Here is a 14,620-nt window from a genome sequence, read left to right on the forward strand (position 1 = left end):
GGAAACCGATGAAACCGATTTTTCTGGGCGTTAACATTGATCACGTTGCCACCTTGCGCCAGGCACGGGGCACCCGCTACCCGGACCCGGTCAAGGCCGCTCTGGATGCCGAGATGGCCGGCGCAGACAGCATTACCCTGCATTTGCGGGAAGACCGCCGTCACATTCAGGACGCCGATCTGCACCACTTGGTTGAGATGCGTCAGACCAAAGTCAATCTGGAAATGGCGGCCACCGACGAAATGCTAAAAATCGCCCTGAAAACCAAGCCCGAAGACGTCTGTCTGGTGCCGGAACGGCGTCAGGAACTGACCACCGAAGGCGGTTTGGACGTGGCCGGTCAGGTGAAGTCGCTGACGCCTTTGTGTCAGAAACTGGCCGAACAGGGCACGCGTGTGAGCCTGTTCATCGACGCCGAGGAAGCGCAGATCCGGGCCGCGGCGGAAATCGGCGTACCGGTGATCGAACTGCACACTGGGGTGTACGCGGAATTGAACGACCCGAAAGCGATTGAGCAGGAACTGGTGCGTTTGCAGGCCGCGACCGATCTGGCCGTGTCGCTGGGGCTGACGGTCAATGCCGGACATGGCCTGCATTATCATAATGTGGCGGCCATTGCCGCGATCAAAGACATCGAAGAACTCAATATCGGTCATGCCATCATTGCCCAGGCCGTGTTCTGTGGATTGCCCACCGCCGTGTCCGACATGAAGCGGATGATGGTCGAAGCCAGAAAGATCGCCTGAGCCATGATTACCGGCATTGGCACCGATCTGGTCGAGATCGCACGGATTGAACAGTTGTTGTCCCGCCGTGGGCAGGCGTTTGTTCAGCGGGTTCTGACGGAATCCGAACAAAGTGAATGCGCCCGCTGCGATTTTCCCGAGCGCTTTCTGGCCAAACGCTGGGCCGCCAAGGAAGCGGTGGTCAAAGCGATGGGCACCGGCTTTACTCAGGGCGTTTCCTTCCAGGGCATCGAAATTGGCCATACCCAGACCGGTCAGCCGCTGGTGCAGTTATCCGGTGCGACCCTGGCGCAGGCCGAATTGCTGGGGATCGAACGCTGGGCCCTGAGCCTCAGTGACGAACGCCATTATGCGGTCGCCTTTGTGGTGGCCGAAGGCGGCGGCATGGCCATGCTCTGAGCCTTTTCGACCCGTTTTTTACCAGGCCTGGTAAATTTTGGGTCCCACCCTTGAATAATCCCAACCTGCCCTCATATCTCAGTCATCGTTTTTTGTTTTTTCATTTGCTTTTTATTTGATCTGACCGGTCGTTGACCCGGTCAGCGAACCTTTACCAGGAGACAGAGTATGAGTCAGACCGAAACCCATGCGTTTCAGACCGAAGTCAATCAACTGCTCAAGTTGATGATCCATGCCCTTTACAGCAACAAGGAAATCTTTCTGCGCGAGCTGATTTCCAATGCGTCCGACGCCCTGGACAAGCTGCGTTTCGAAGCCGTGTCCAATGACAAACTGTCCGAAGGCGAGTCCGACCTGCAGATCATCGTCGGCGCAGACAAGGACGCACGGACCGTGTCCATTGTCGACAACGGCATTGGCATGACCCGTGACGAAGTGGTGGAAAACATCGGCACCATCGCCAATTCCGGCACCAAAAAATTCCTGGAAAATCTGACCGGCGATCAGGCCAAAGACAGCCATCTGATCGGTCAGTTCGGGGTGGGCTTTTACTCGTCGTTTATTGTGGCCGACAAGGTCACCCTGACCACCCGCAAAGCCGGTGAAGATCAGAATACGGCGACCCGCTGGGAGTCCACCGGCGAAGGCGAATACACGCTGGAAACCGTGGAAAAAGCGGAAAAAGGCACTGAGATCGTTCTGCACCTGAAAGAGGACATGGACGAATTCCTGGAGCCGCAGCGTCTGAAGCACGTGATCACCACCTATTCCGATCACATCAACTTCCCGATCAAAATGTGGGAAGCGCAAACAGACGACGAAGGCAAAGAAACCGAAGAGAAAACCCTGGAGCAGGTCAACAAAGCCACGGCGATCTGGACCCAGCCCAAGTCGGAGTTGTCGGACGAGGATTACAATAACTTCTACCAGACCATTTCCCACGACTTTGAAGCGCCTCTGGCGCACATGCACAACAAGGTCGAAGGCACGCTGGAATACACCTCACTGCTTTACCTTCCCAAACGCGCGCCGTTTGACCTGTATGACCGCGACCGCCGTTATGGTCTGAAGCTGTATGTGAAGCGTGTGTTCATCATGGACGACGCCGAGCACCTGATGCCGACCTATCTGCGCTTTGTGCGTGGGGTGATTGACTCCAACGATCTGCCGCTGAATGTGTCGCGTGAAATTCTGCAGAGCAACAAGGTGGTCGACAAAATCCGTGCGGCCTCGGTCAAGCGAGTGCTGGACCAGTTGGGCAAACTGGCCAAAGCCGACGACCCGAGCGATTACCACACCTTTTGGGATCAGTTCGGCAATGTGATGAAAGAAGGCATCATCGAAGATTTTGCCAACAAAGACAAAATCGCCAGTCTGCTGCGTTTTGCCTCCACTCACGACACCTCGGTCACCGAACAGCGGGTGTCCTTGGCCGATTACATCGATCGCATGAGCGACGATCAGGAAGCGATTTACTACCTGACCGCGGAAACCCACGCCGCCGCACTGGGCAGCCCGCATCTGGAAATGTTCCGTAAAAAGGGCATTGAGGTGTTGTTGCTGACCGACCGCATTGACGAGTGGGTGGTGTCGCACCTGACCGAATTTGAAGGCAAGCCTTTGAAGTCCGTGGCCGCCGCCGATCTGAAAGAGTTGGACGACGATGCGGACAAGGACTTGACCGAAGAAGACAAAAAAGCCCGTGAAGAACTGACCGAAAAGGTGAAAAAGGCGATTGAAGATCAGGTGGCCGACGTCAAAATCACCCACCGCCTGACCGATTCACCCGCTTGTGTGGTGCCAGCCGAAGGCGACATGACGCCGCAGATGATCCGGATGATGGAACAGATGGGGCAGCCTGTGCCCAAACAGAAGCCGGTGTTGGAGCTGAACCCCGATCACGCGCTGGTGAAAAAACTGGAAGCATTGGAAGACGAAGCCAAGCTCAAAGAGTGGTCTTTGTTCATGCTGGAGCAGGCGCAACTGGCCGAAGGCGATACGCTGGAAAGCCCGGGGGCGTTTATCAAGCGGATGAACACGCTGTTGAGCGAAGTGATCTGATCAGCCATCTGGCCTTCAGGCATAAAAAAACCGGCTGCGGCCGGTTTTTTTGTGCCCGTCTAAAAGCAAAAATCTCAGACCATCCGCCCCATGTGGCTGTTCCAGAGGCTGCCGAAAATCAAGCTGAACACAATGCCGGTGATGAATACAATGTACCAATAGCGGCGCATCTTTTTGCTTTGAGTCCGTTCTTCTTCGGTCATGGCGCTTTCATCGGGCCGGTCCTTGAAAAACACCAGCATCAAACCGATGGCACCAATGAACCCGGCGACGTTGGCCAGATAATGGACTCCGGAAAGCATTGAACCGATGCCCAGCGCCAGAATGATTGAATACATTATCAGTAGATTTCGCATAACACCTCTTTGTTTCATGCAGGGAGAAAACGTTGTGGAGCTTGTTCGAGTATTCTAAAAAAATGGAGGCGGAATATGTATAAATTATGCTTTTATGTGCCAAAGGTTTACGCAGAAACGGTCAAAACAGCGGTTTTTGATGCAGGCGGCGGGCAAATCGGCAATTATGACCGCTGCAGCTGGCAGGTGGACGGCAGCGGACAGTTCCGTCCCCTGGCTGGCAGTCAGCCGTTTCTGGGCCAGGCCGATCAGGTTGAAACCACTGAGGAGACGCGTGTGGAAATGGTGGTGGCAAAAGACAAAAATCAAAGCCGTGATCATCGCGCTGAAGGAAGCGCATCCGTTTGAAACCCCAGCGTATGACGTGATGGAAGTGCTTGATTTTTAAAACAATAGGCGTTTTTACGGAAAGGCTGAGTCGTTTATAAGGGATTATAAAATTTATCTATTAGTATAGGTGGTTTTTATATTAGGAAATCGTGATATTGTTTGATAGAATCAAATCGTTGAAGCAATTTTTCAACATCCTCCTCGATTATCGCTTCGCTTATCGGGTCGGACTTTTGACCGATCTGGTGGCTTGGAAGCAGACCCCGCAACGCATTGCGTCGTTGGCGGGGTTTTTTTTGCCTGAAATCTGATCAGGGTGACGGTTTAACGCTTTGGCGCCTGATCGTCCACCTTGATCAACTGAATGGTGAAAATCAGGGTTTCATTGGGGCCGATGACTTCACCGGCGCCTTTGGAGCCGTAGCCCAAAGCAGGGGGCACAAAAATTTCCCATTGCGCGCCGGTCTTCATCATTTTCAGGGCTTCGCCCCAGCCTTTGATCACGTCGCTCAGCTGAAACTCAATCGGCGTGCCGCGTTCAAACGAACTGTCAAAGACGGTGCCGTCAATCAGGCGGCCTTCGTAATGCGCGGTAATGTAATCGTCCTCGGTGGGCGAGCGGCCATCGCCGGACTCAATCACGCGGTACTGCAAACCGCTGTTGGTGACTTTGACGCCGTCCTTGTTTTTGTTTTCGGCCAGAAACGCACTGCCTTCCTGCGCATTGGTCTGCCCCTGTTGTTTGCGGGCTTCTTTCTGGCGATCCAGCACCTGTTGCTTGATTTCATCAATGGCGCTTTGCATTTCGCTTTCACTCAGGCGCGGGTCCTGTCCGGCAAACACGTCTTCCATGCCCTGAACCAGCGCCGGAATGTCGATGTCGATGCCTTGCTGTTCAAAGTTTTTGGCGATGTCGGAGCCGAGCGTATAGCTGGCTTTCTGTTTGGTGGATTCGAGCTTGGCTTCGGCCTGCGCCAGAGTGGTGCTCATGGCCAGCAGGATGCCAGCCGAAAGTTGGGTCAATCGTTTCATAAAAGTTGGTTTCCATATGAAAAACCACCAGGCCTGGTGGTTTTTGGGTTGAAGGTTGAATAAACCCGGAAAATTCATAAATGATGCACCATCTCGCTTGCCCCTTGATTCCACAAGAAATATTTCTTCAGTCGGTCGTAATCGTTGATACGACACTCCTTCAGAAATTTCCTTGTGAAAACAATTGCCTTCGCGATATTGGCGCAAATTTATGAAATTTCCGGGTTAAATCGGGTTATTTTTTGGCTTCCAGCTTGTCCAGATATTTTTCCGCATCCAGCGCGGCCATGCAACCGGCACCGGCAGAGGTGATCGCCTGCTTGTAAACCTGGTCCATCACATCGCCTGCGGCAAACACACCTTCGATGGAGGTCTGGGTGGCATTGCCCTGAAGACCGCTCTGCACTTTGATGTAGCCGTTGTTCATGTCCAGCTGGTCATTGAAAATGTCGGTATTGGGCTGATGGCCAATGGCGATGAACACGCCGGACACGTCGATTTCTTTGGTGTCACCGCTTTCACGGTTTTTCAGGCGCAGGCCGGTCACGCCCATTTTGTCGCCCAGCACTTCGTCGAGTTCGCTGTGGAATTCGATTTTGATGTTGCCGTTTTCCGCTTTTTCATGCAGTTGATCCGCCAGAATCTTTTCGCTGGAAAAATGATCGCGGCGGTGGACAATGGTCACTTCTGCGGCGATATTGGACAGGTACAGCGCTTCTTCCACCGCGGTATTGCCACCGCCGATGACGGCGACTTTCTGGTTTTTGTAGAAAAAGCCGTCACAGGTGGCGCAGGCGGAAACGCCTTTGCCTTTGAACGCTTCTTCCGACTCCAGCCCCAGGTATTTGGCGGAAGCCCCGGTGGCCACAATCAGCGCGTCGCAGGTGTATTCGCCCGAATCGCCTTTCAATCGGAAAGGGCGCTCTTTCAGGTCTGCCGTATGAATGTGGTCAAACAGAATTTCGGTGCCAAAACGTTCGGCATGCTGCTGCATACGCACCATCAGATCGGGGCCGGTCAGGTCCTTGGGATCGCCGGGCCAGTTGTCGACTTCGGTGGTGGTGGTCAGCTGACCGCCTTGTTGCATGCCGGTGACGATCACGGGATCCAGATTGGCACGGGCGGCATAAACGGCCGCGGTGTAACCGGCCGGACCGGATCCCAGAATCAGTAGCTTGCAATGTTTTGTGCTCATAATGACCTCTTTGTGAAAAGTTCGGGTTTGAAACGCGCCAGGCCTGAGTCCTGGGCCAAATTATGCTAAAATTCTAACGTTTTTCATCCTTCCCTGCATTGAAAATAATGTGCAGCTAACGTGATTGGTCAATAAGGTTCAGGTCAGGCATGGCGTTCAAACCAGCGGGTTTCAAAAAAGACAAAGCGCACTCAGAAGACGCCGATCTGGCAGTCAATGAGCCGATGAGTGTCCACTGGCTGGTCAAGGACACCATTTTTCTGGTGTGTTCGGCGCTGGCGCTGTTTATGTTTGCCGTGCTCTTTACCTATCACCCCGGTGACCCGGCGTTTGATACGGTCGAATCCATCACCGGGATCGATAACGTCGGCGGCTACACCGGGGCCTGGCTGTCGTCGTTCATGCTCTATTTTCTGGGCGTTTTTGCGTTTCTGATTCCGGTGGGACTGCTGATTTCGGCGGTGGTGACCCTGAAAATCCGCGTGGGCCGTGAAGTCAATCTCAACCGCTTTTTCGCCAGTCTGTTCGGGCTGGTGCTGATGGTGATTGCCGGTTCCGGGCTGTCAACGCTCTATCTGGAGCCCGATCTGGGGTGGGTGGCGCTGCCGTTTTCTGGCGGCGGGGTGCTGGGCTATGAGCTGTCCAGCTGGTTGATTGCCCAGGTCGATCTGCTGGGGACCACGCTGGTGCTTCTGACCGTGTTTGTGATCGCCTTCAGCCTGTTTACCAGTTATTCGTGGATGACCATTATGGATCACACCGGGCAACTGGCCAGATGGCTTTTTGACCAGGCCTGGCAATTTGGCCAGTCCGGAATGGCCTGGGGCCGTGAACAGTGGGCTCAGCATGGTGAACCGATGCAGGCCACCGCCAGTGCGGCTTCCGAACGGGAGACAGACGGGTCTTCCCGTTCCGGCCCGGCGATCATTCTGCCGTCGGAAACCGACGAAAAAGGCAAACGCACCAAACCCCGAGTCATTGCCGCGCTGGCCAAAAAAGTCAAAGCCAAAACGCCCAAATTACAGGCCGACGAAGCGGCTCAGCGCGATGTGGATGAGCAGCACAAAGACGGCCCTGATCTGACGCCCAAAGCGAAATCCACTGGCAAAGGCGCAGGCAAGGGGGCCGACAAGAATGGCGATCAAACACCTGAATCCAGCGCTTCCGGGGTCACGGTCAAAAAACGGGCTTCGGCCAGTGAAACCGTGCCTGACCAGTCCAGCGGCGAGTTGCCGGGCGTGGACCTGCTCAGCCCGGTGCCGGATTACGACGAAGGCTTCAGCGAAGCCGAACTCAAGTCGTTGTCGGCCCAGCTGGAAGAGCGTCTGAAAGAGTTCGGGGTGACGGTGCAGGTGGAAGCGGTGCAACCCGGCCCGGTGGTGACGCGGTTTGAAGTCCTGCCTGCGCCCGGCGTCAAAGTGAACCAGATCAACAATCTGTCCAAGGATCTGGCGCGGGTGCTGTCGGTCAAATCGGTGCGGGTAGTGGACGTGATTCCCGGCAAATCGGTGGTGGGGATTGAAATCCCCAACGACGAGCGCGAGGTGGTCAGCTTTCGCGAGATGATCGCGTCGGAGACCTTTCAGAATGCCAAATCGCCGCTGACCGTGGCGCTGGGCAAAGACATCGCCGGCAAGCCGGTGGTGGCCGACATTTCCAAAATGCCGCACCTGCTGGTGGCCGGGACCACCGGCTCGGGCAAATCGGTCGGGGTCAACAGCATGATTCTGAGCATGCTCTACAAAAGCACGCCGGACGAAGTGCGCATGATCATGGTCGATCCCAAAATGCTGGAACTGTCGGTGTACGAAGACATTCCGCACCTGCTGACCCCGGTGGTGACCGACATGTCTGAAGCGGCCAACGCCCTGCGCTGGAGCGTGTTTGAAATGGATCGGCGTTATCAGTTGATGGCCAAGCTCGGGGTGCGCAACATCGCCGGGTTCAATGCCAAGGTGCAGGGCGCGATCGACAAGGGCGAACCCATTGTGGACCCGCTGTACAAACAGAGCGCCAATTTCGGCATGGAGACTTCGGAGCCGCCGCCGACGCTGGAACCTTTGCCCTACATCGTGGTGGTGGTGGACGAATTCGCCGACATGATCATGGTGGTGGGCAAAGAGGTGGAACAGCTGATCTCGCGCATTGCCCAGAAGGCGCGGGCAGCGGGCATCCACCTGATACTGGCGACCCAGCGACCTTCCGTGAATGTGATCACCGGCCTGATCAAGGCCAATATTCCGACCCGAATGTCGTTTATGGTCAACACCAAAATCGATTCGCGCACCATTCTGGATCAGGGTGGGGCCGAAGAGCTGCTGGGCATGGGCGACAGTCTGTACATGCCACCCGGCACCGGTTCGCCCAAGCGGGTGCATGGCGCGTTTGTGTCGGATGAGGAAGTGCATGCGGTGGCCGATTTTGTCAAATCCCAGGGCGCGCCCCAGTATCTGGAGTCGGTCACGCAGGGACCGCAGGCCGATGGCAACGACACTCTGGAAAAAGACGCCGAACAGGATGCGCTCTACGATCAGGTGGTGGCGTTTGTGGTCGACAACCAGAAGGTCTCGGTGTCTTCGGTGCAGCGCCATTTCAAAATTGGCTATAATCGGTCGGCCCGCATTGTCGAGGCCATGGAAAAAGCCGGCATCGTCTCGCCGATGAAAGGCAATGGCAACCGCGACGTACTGGTGCCGAAATCACACGAATAAAAGTCCCGGTTGAGCGGGCTCATACGAAAAGGAATGCGAATGCCGACATGGATCAGGAAAAACACAGCCGGGCGGACAGGCCAATGGGTTCTGACGCTGGGTATGTGGCTGTTTGCGTCCACGTCCGTTTGGGCGGAGCGCGCCGACATTGCTCACCTGGATGCGTTTCTGGATTCGCTGGAAACCTATCAGGCTGATTTTGTGCAGACGCAGCCGGACGAATCGACGTTTTCCCAGAATCGCTCGGAAGGGCATTTTGTGCTGGAGCGTCCCGGTCTGCTGAAATGGGTGTACCAGTCGCCCACGTCCCAGACCATTGTGGTGGACGGGCAGAACGTGTGGATATGGGATCAGGACTTGGATCAGGTTACGGTGCAGAATCTGAACGAACTGGAACGCGATTTTCCACTGAGTTGGCTGCTGTATGACGCACCGCTGACCGAACGTTTTACCATCATCGCCGGGTCGGTCAAAGACGGGGTGCACTGGTTCAATCTGCAGCCTCGCGAAGGCACGTTTTTTCAGAGTCTGGAAGTGGCGCTGGATGAAAACGGGCGGCTGGTTCAGTTGTGGATGTATCAATCTTCGGACAACATCACCAAGGTGCGTTTTGAAAACATCCAACAGAATGCACCGGTTGCGATGGACCAGTTCCGTTTTCAACCCCCGAAAGGGGTGGACGTGATCGGGCTGGAGTAAGCATGGAGTTTCAAGCCTACCAGCCCTTGTCCGACCGTCTGCGCCCCAGCACCCTGGCCGATTACGTGGGTCAGGGGCATCTGCTGGGGCCGGGTCGGGCGTTATCGCGCATGTTTGACAGTGGTCGCCTGCATTCGATGATTTTCTGGGGGCCGCCGGGCACCGGCAAAACCACCCTGGCGCGTTTGATTGCGCACCAGTCCGATTTGCAGTTTCTGAACCTGTCGGCGGTGCTGGACGGGGTCAAGGAAGTGCGTCAGGCGGTGGTGCAGGCGCAGAAACAGCGCGACCAGTTCGGGCAGGGCACGCTGCTGTTTGTGGACGAAGTGCATCGGTTCAACAAGGCGCAGCAGGACGCGTTTTTGCCGTATGTGGAAGACGGCACCTTTGTGTTCATCGGTGCCACCACCGAAAATCCGTCGTTTGAACTCAATAACGCCTTGCTTTCCCGGGCGCGGGTGTATGTGCTGCGCTCGCTGGAACGGGACGATCTGGCGCAGGTGCTGAACCGGGCGCTGACATTGCTCAGCGACGATCTGGGGCATCCGCTGGCGGTGACCGAAGAAGCGCAAAAAGCCCTGATTGATTACGCCGATGGCGACGCACGACGTCTGCTCAACGTGCTGGAACAATCGGTGGATTTTGCCGAGCCTTTTGCGACGCTGGAGACGGACGAAACCCTGCCGCCATCAATCCAAAACCCAACCCAAAACTTACCAGGCCTGGTGGTTTTGACCCTGAACCATTGCACCGAGGTGCTTCAGGGCGGGGTGCGGCGTTTTGACAAGGGCGGCGAAGCGTTTTACGACCAGATTTCGGCCCTGCACAAAAGCGTGCGCGGCTCGGCCCCCGACGCGGCGCTGTACTGGCTGACCCGAATGCTGGACGGTGGCGTGGACGCGCGCTATCTGGCGCGGCGTCTGATCCGCATGGCCAGCGAAGAAATCGGCAATGCCGACCTCAAGGCGCTTGGGGTGGCGGTGGACGCCGCCGAAGCCTACGAACGCCTGGGGTCGCCCGAAGGCGATCTGGCACTGGCACAGGCCGCGGTCTATCTGGCGGTGGCTCCCAAATCCAATGCGGTCTACAGCGCCTACAAAACCGCGCTGAAAGACGTGAAAACGCATGGTTCGGAGGAAGTGCCGTTGCATCTGCGCAATGCCCCGACCAAGCTGATGAAGCAGCTGGATTACGGCGAAGGCTATCGCTACGCCCACGATGAGCCGGAGGCGTATGCGGCCGGCGAAACCTATTTTCCGGAGACCATGCCCGAGCGCCGCTATTATCAGCCGGTGCCCAGAGGGCTGGAAATCAAAATCATGGATAAAATGCAGCGACTGGCACAGATGGATCAGGCCTCCAACCGGCAACGTCGCAAAAAGGACGCATGATGGGATTGCACTGGACACAGTTGATGATGGTGGCCTTCGGCGGGGCCCTGGGGGCAATGAGCCGCTTTGCGCTTTCCCACTGGGTGTATGCCTGGTTGGGGCGCGGTTTTCCCTGGGGCACGCTGGCGGTCAATGTGCTGGGGGCGTTTGCCCTGGGCATGCTGGTGATGGCGTTCATGTCCAAATGGCCGACCTCGGTCGAGGTCAAAACCTTTTGGGTGGTGGGCTTTCTGGGCGCGTTTACCACCTTTTCCACGTTTTCGCTGGAAACCTATCAGTTGCTGCAAACCGCGCACTGGTGGAAGGCCGGGGCCAATATTGCCCTGAATGTGGTCGTGACATTGCTCGCCATCGGTGCCGGTCTGGCGCTGGGGCGCTGGTTGTTTGGCTCCTCAGCGGGCTGAAACACAGAAGAATCAAGTAAGAACCAAAAACACCGAATTTTGTCATGAGCCTTTTGTCTGTGATCAGAGAGCTCGTCATATCAAATGAAAACACTGAACGGGGAAATAACCAATGCTGGACCCAAAACGATTCCGAACCGATTTGCACGCCCTGGCCGAACAACTGGCCAGCCGGGGCTTTGAACTGGATGTGCAGGCCATCGAAACCCTGGAAGCCAAGCGCAAGGCGCTGCAGATTCAAACTCAGGATTTGCAGGCCGAGCGCAATGCCCGCTCCAAAAACATCGGCAAAGCCAAGGCTGCGGGCGAAGACATTCAACCGCTGCTGGACGAAGTCGCTCAGTTGGGCGAGCAACTGGACGATGCCAAAGCCGCCAACGATGTGGTGATTCAGGAGCTCGACGCCATCTATGCGGCGGTGCCCAATCTGCCGCACGCCAGTGTGCCGGTGGGCGACAGCGAAGACGACAATGTGGAACTGCGTCGTTGGGGCCAGTTGCCGCAATTCGATTTTGAGGTCAAAGACCATGTGGCTCTGGCCGAAGACCGAGGCTGGTACGACAACGAGGCCGCGGTCAAACTGACGGCGGCGCGTTTTGCGGTGATGCGCGGGGCCATGGCCAAGTTGCACCGGGCGTTGTTGCAATTCATGCTCGATTGCCACGAAAAGGCCGACTACGAAGAAGTCTATGTGCCGTTTATCGTCAATCAGGACAGTCTGTTCGGCACCGGGCAACTGCCCAAGTTTGAAGCCGATCTGTACCAGCTTGCCAAGCACGACGAACACGACACCACTGACCGCGATCTGTATCTGATTCCGACCGGCGAAGTGCCGGTGACCAACCTGTATCGCGACGAGATCATCGAGACCGACCAGTTGCCGCTGAAATTCACCGCACACACGCCGTGTTTCCGTTCCGAGGCCGGCACCTACGGCAAAGACACCCGCGGCCTGATTCGCCAGCACCAGTTTGAAAAAGTCGAACTGGTGCAGTTCGTCAAGCCGGAAGAATCCTACGAAGCACTGGAAGCCCTGACCGCACAGGCCGAAAGCGTGTTGCAGGCCCTGAAACTGCCGTACCGGGTGCTGAATCTGTGCACCGGCGACATCGGCTTTTCCGCAGCCAAAACCTATGATCTGGAAGTCTGGTTGCCCGGGCAACAGGCCTATCGGGAAATCTCGTCCTGTTCCAATTTTGAGGATTTTCAGGCCCGCCGGATGCAGGTCCGTCACCGCAGCGGACAGGACAAACCGCAGCTGGTGCACACTCTCAACGGCTCCGGTCTCGCGGTCGGGCGCACCCTGGTGGCGGTGCTGGAAAACTATCAGTTGGCCGACGGTCGCATTCAGGTGCCCGAAGTGCTGCAGCCTTATCTGGGCGGTGCCGAGACCCTGTAATGGTCCGGTCACAACCTGGCCATAAAACCGAAATTTTTTGATAAAACCGGGCGCTGACGGTTGCAATTTCGGGTCAGCGCCCTATAATATCCACCCATCAGGAGGACTGGCTGAGCGGTCGAAAGCGACGGTCTTGAAAACCGTTGTAGGTTAGTAGCCTACCTGGGGTTCGAATCCCTAGTCCTCCACCAAATTTGATGTGTTGGTCGTCACAAAAAACCGGCACAATGGCATTGACAGCACCAACGTCAATCACTACAATACGTTTTCTTTTCAAGCGCCCGTAGCTCAATTGGATAGAGTACTCGGCTACGAACCGAGCGGTTGGGGGTTCGACTCCTCCCGGGCGCGCCACTATTGCGAAACCCCGTTTGGTCATTGGATCAAACGGGGTTTTTTTATGTCTGGCCGTTCTGTTAAGTCAATCGGCTGGATATGGCAGAAGAGACAGACCTGTCGTCTTGAGCGAAGCCGAAGGACCTTTTCCGACAGGCACAGCCATGAAGTGCCCGTGTTAGGCTAACGATGCTTGTATTGAGTCGGGCAATAGCCTCTGAGCACCTCTTTGCTGCGCAAGGCATTGTGCTTGGTTTTGCGACCACTCACGCGCTTGCGCCAGCGACGAAAAGACGCAGGTTTCAATTGCCGTCGCATCAACGGAATCACATCCTTTTCCTTCAGCCCAAACTGGCTTTCAATCGCCTCAAAAGGCGTGCGATCCTCCCAAGCCATTTCAATGATTCTGGCGGTATCGCTTTCAGTCAACTCACAAGATATTTTATTCATACATAAACTATACATAAATGTATAAAAAATAACCAGGCCTGGTAAGTTTTGGACAGGATTGTTCCTCCTGTCATGCAAATCGTATCTCAAATCATCACGACCGCACCGCCTGTCATGACGATAGAACCCCTTGTCATGCCGACCCATTCCCCTTGTCATGCCGACCAAAGCGGAGGCATCTTTCAAAGGATGGCACGGCAGTCAGGAGGTCCTTCGACTGCGCTCAGGACGACAGTGCTGTGTTATGGCTATCATACTACCCGTCCCCCTTGTCATGCCGACCGAAGCGGAGGCATCTTTCAAAGGATGGCACGGTAGTCAGGAGGTCCTTCGACTGCGCTCAGGACGACAATGCTGGTTCACGGCGAGCTTATCTCACCCAAAACGAAGTAAATAACACGCTTTTGGCAAGAACTACCAGGCCTGGTTATTTTTCGGGGGGATCACAATGGATTTCCGTCGGCATACACAGCAACATGGCAAGCAATCGCTCAGGCAGGGCTGCCAGTTGGTCGGGCCGGTATTTGGCAAAGCCGCGCAAGCCATAAATGTGGGTCATCACAATTTTGGCGAGCATGTCCGGGTCTTGGCTGACCAGCGGCACCTTTTCGGCCACCGCTTTTTCAAAAAACGTTTTCAGGCGCTGCTCCATCTGTGCAAACAACCCCTGAATGTGGGTCAATTGTTCCTGATCGTCGATGTCTGCGTCAAACAGGGCGTTGACCATAAAGCAGCCCTGCGGCGTATCAACGCAGAAATTCAAAAAGAAGGCGTAAAACGCTTCCAGTGTTTCCAGCGCTGGGCGTTCCTGCGTCAGCACTTCGTCAAGCTGGGTGACCATCTGCTCGGCATAGGCCTCCAGCGTTTTGCGATAAAAGGTGCGTTTGTTGCCAAAGGCCCCATACAGGCTGCCGGGTTTGAGCCCGGTGGCGTCCACCAGATTGGTCATGGAGGTGGCGTCAAAGCCTTTGTGCCAGAAGGTTTCCATGCCGTTTTTCAGGGCGGTGTCCGGGTTGTATTGTTTGGGTCGGGCCATGGTGGTTCCTGTCTGAATCGTGAAACTCTATTTTAATTGTTATTGAATGACTGTTCAAATTTTGCCAGAATGCTG

14 protein-coding genes and 2 tRNA genes are annotated in these 14,620 nt (G+C 55.7%); 11 read left to right on the forward strand and 5 right to left on the reverse strand.

Going from position 1 to position 14,620, the window contains the following annotated elements; translation table 11 throughout:
* Positions 1-8: 8 nt before the first annotated feature.
* The 3 genes from pdxJ to htpG all read left to right on the forward strand — a co-directional run bounded on the left by pdxJ (position 9) and on the right by htpG (position 3,206).
* Positions 9-746: a pyridoxine 5'-phosphate synthase gene (pdxJ, locus tag A377_RS0109450; protein WP_019896098.1), complete on the forward strand. Its 738-nt coding sequence runs from the start codon at positions 9-11 to the stop codon at positions 744-746.
* A 3-nt stretch (positions 747-749) separates the two neighbouring features.
* Positions 750-1,145 (forward strand): holo-ACP synthase, encoded by a 396-nt coding sequence (gene acpS, locus A377_RS0109455; protein ID WP_019896099.1) that lies wholly within the window; start codon positions 750-752, stop codon positions 1,143-1,145.
* A gap of 168 nt (positions 1,146-1,313) precedes the next feature.
* The gene (gene htpG / locus A377_RS0109460; protein WP_019896100.1) at positions 1,314-3,206 is read left to right on the forward strand and encodes a molecular chaperone HtpG; all 1,893 of its coding nucleotides are present in this window, start codon (positions 1,314-1,316) and stop codon (positions 3,204-3,206) included.
* Between the two features lie 74 nt (positions 3,207-3,280).
* On the opposite strand, the gene A377_RS0109465 is transcribed toward htpG, so the two are convergent.
* A complete protein-coding gene (locus tag A377_RS0109465) occupies positions 3,281-3,562 on the reverse strand; it encodes a hypothetical protein (RefSeq protein WP_028485442.1) in 282 nt (93 codons plus the stop codon).
* 75 nt (positions 3,563-3,637) lie between these two features.
* On the opposite strand from A377_RS0109465, the gene A377_RS12550 reads away from it, so the two are divergent.
* A complete protein-coding gene (locus A377_RS12550; protein ID WP_322785810.1) occupies positions 3,638-3,910 on the forward strand; it encodes an NGG1p interacting factor NIF3 in 273 nt (90 codons plus the stop codon).
* 306 nt (positions 3,911-4,216) lie between these two features.
* Here the strand turns inward: A377_RS12550 and A377_RS0109480 are convergent, their stop codons facing one another.
* Both A377_RS0109480 and trxB read right to left on the reverse strand, forming a co-directional pair.
* Complete coding sequence (locus A377_RS0109480) at positions 4,217-4,924, reverse strand: FKBP-type peptidyl-prolyl cis-trans isomerase (RefSeq protein WP_028485443.1); 708 nt, start codon at positions 4,922-4,924, stop codon at positions 4,217-4,219.
* Between the two features lie 235 nt (positions 4,925-5,159).
* Positions 5,160-6,119 (reverse strand): thioredoxin-disulfide reductase, encoded by a 960-nt coding sequence (gene trxB, locus A377_RS0109485; protein WP_019896104.1) that lies wholly within the window; start codon positions 6,117-6,119, stop codon positions 5,160-5,162.
* A 149-nt stretch (positions 6,120-6,268) separates the two neighbouring features.
* Between trxB and A377_RS0109490 the strand changes: the two genes are divergently transcribed.
* From A377_RS0109490 to A377_RS0109520, 7 genes are all read left to right on the forward strand, one after another.
* Entirely contained in the window at positions 6,269-8,830 is a 2,562-nt protein-coding gene (locus tag A377_RS0109490; RefSeq protein ID WP_019896105.1) for a DNA translocase FtsK, read from the forward strand.
* A gap of 39 nt (positions 8,831-8,869) precedes the next feature.
* Complete coding sequence (gene lolA / locus A377_RS0109495) at positions 8,870-9,529, forward strand: outer membrane lipoprotein chaperone LolA (RefSeq protein ID WP_245546812.1); 660 nt, start codon at positions 8,870-8,872, stop codon at positions 9,527-9,529.
* 2 nt (positions 9,530-9,531) lie between these two features.
* Positions 9,532-10,920 (forward strand): replication-associated recombination protein A, encoded by a 1,389-nt coding sequence (locus A377_RS0109500; RefSeq protein ID WP_019896107.1) that lies wholly within the window; start codon positions 9,532-9,534, stop codon positions 10,918-10,920.
* Positions 10,920-11,324, forward strand: a complete 405-nt coding sequence (gene crcB, locus A377_RS0109505; RefSeq protein WP_019896108.1) for a fluoride efflux transporter CrcB — start codon at positions 10,920-10,922, stop codon at positions 11,322-11,324. Before A377_RS0109500 ends, crcB begins: the two co-directional genes overlap by 1 nt.
* A 112-nt stretch (positions 11,325-11,436) precedes the next feature.
* Entirely contained in the window at positions 11,437-12,723 is a 1,287-nt protein-coding gene (gene serS, locus A377_RS0109510) for a serine--tRNA ligase (RefSeq protein WP_019896109.1), read from the forward strand.
* Positions 12,724-12,823: 100 nt separating this feature from the next.
* Positions 12,824-12,914 (forward strand) — tRNA-Ser (locus A377_RS0109515).
* Positions 12,915-13,000: 86 nt separating this feature from the next.
* Positions 13,001-13,077, forward strand: a tRNA-Arg gene (locus A377_RS0109520).
* A gap of 165 nt (positions 13,078-13,242) precedes the next feature.
* On the opposite strand, the gene A377_RS0109525 is transcribed toward A377_RS0109520, so the two are convergent.
* Together A377_RS0109525 and A377_RS0109530 are read right to left on the reverse strand one after the other, a co-directional pair.
* On the reverse strand, positions 13,243-13,509 hold the full coding sequence (locus A377_RS0109525; RefSeq protein WP_083919145.1) for a TIGR03643 family protein: 267 nt from the start codon (positions 13,507-13,509) through the stop codon (positions 13,243-13,245).
* 427 nt (positions 13,510-13,936) lie between these two features.
* Positions 13,937-14,545, reverse strand: a complete 609-nt coding sequence (locus A377_RS0109530) for a TetR/AcrR family transcriptional regulator (RefSeq protein ID WP_019896111.1) — start codon at positions 14,543-14,545, stop codon at positions 13,937-13,939.
* Positions 14,546-14,620 lie beyond the last annotated feature (75 nt).

Origin of the sequence: Hydrogenovibrio halophilus DSM 15072 (assembly GCF_000384235.1) — a bacterium.
Taxonomy (GTDB): domain Bacteria; phylum Pseudomonadota; class Gammaproteobacteria; order Thiomicrospirales; family Thiomicrospiraceae; genus Hydrogenovibrio; species Hydrogenovibrio halophilus.

Excerpts from the sequence above, each read along its gene's own strand:
- pdxJ (WP_019896098.1), top strand. The coding sequence starts at position 9 with ATGAAACCGATTTTTCTGGGCGTTAACATTGATCACGTTGCCACCTTG.
- acpS (WP_019896099.1), top strand. The coding sequence starts at position 750 with ATGATTACCGGCATTGGCACCGATCTGGTCGAGATCGCACGGATTGAA.
- htpG (WP_019896100.1), top strand. The coding sequence starts at position 1,314 with ATGAGTCAGACCGAAACCCATGCGTTTCAGACCGAAGTCAATCAACTG.
- A377_RS0109465 (WP_028485442.1), bottom strand. The coding sequence starts at position 3,562 with ATGCGAAATCTACTGATAATGTATTCAATCATTCTGGCGCTGGGCATC.
- A377_RS12550 (WP_322785810.1), top strand. The coding sequence starts at position 3,638 with ATGTATAAATTATGCTTTTATGTGCCAAAGGTTTACGCAGAAACGGTC.
- A377_RS0109480 (WP_028485443.1), bottom strand. The coding sequence starts at position 4,924 with ATGAAACGATTGACCCAACTTTCGGCTGGCATCCTGCTGGCCATGAGC.
- trxB (WP_019896104.1), bottom strand. The coding sequence starts at position 6,119 with ATGAGCACAAAACATTGCAAGCTACTGATTCTGGGATCCGGTCCGGCC.
- A377_RS0109490 (WP_019896105.1), top strand. The coding sequence starts at position 6,269 with ATGGCGTTCAAACCAGCGGGTTTCAAAAAAGACAAAGCGCACTCAGAA.
- lolA (WP_245546812.1), top strand. The coding sequence starts at position 8,870 with ATGCCGACATGGATCAGGAAAAACACAGCCGGGCGGACAGGCCAATGG.
- A377_RS0109500 (WP_019896107.1), top strand. The coding sequence starts at position 9,532 with ATGGAGTTTCAAGCCTACCAGCCCTTGTCCGACCGTCTGCGCCCCAGC.
- crcB (WP_019896108.1), top strand. The coding sequence starts at position 10,920 with ATGGGATTGCACTGGACACAGTTGATGATGGTGGCCTTCGGCGGGGCC.
- serS (WP_019896109.1), top strand. The coding sequence starts at position 11,437 with ATGCTGGACCCAAAACGATTCCGAACCGATTTGCACGCCCTGGCCGAA.
- A377_RS0109525 (WP_083919145.1), bottom strand. The coding sequence starts at position 13,509 with ATGAATAAAATATCTTGTGAGTTGACTGAAAGCGATACCGCCAGAATC.
- A377_RS0109530 (WP_019896111.1), bottom strand. The coding sequence starts at position 14,545 with ATGGCCCGACCCAAACAATACAACCCGGACACCGCCCTGAAAAACGGC.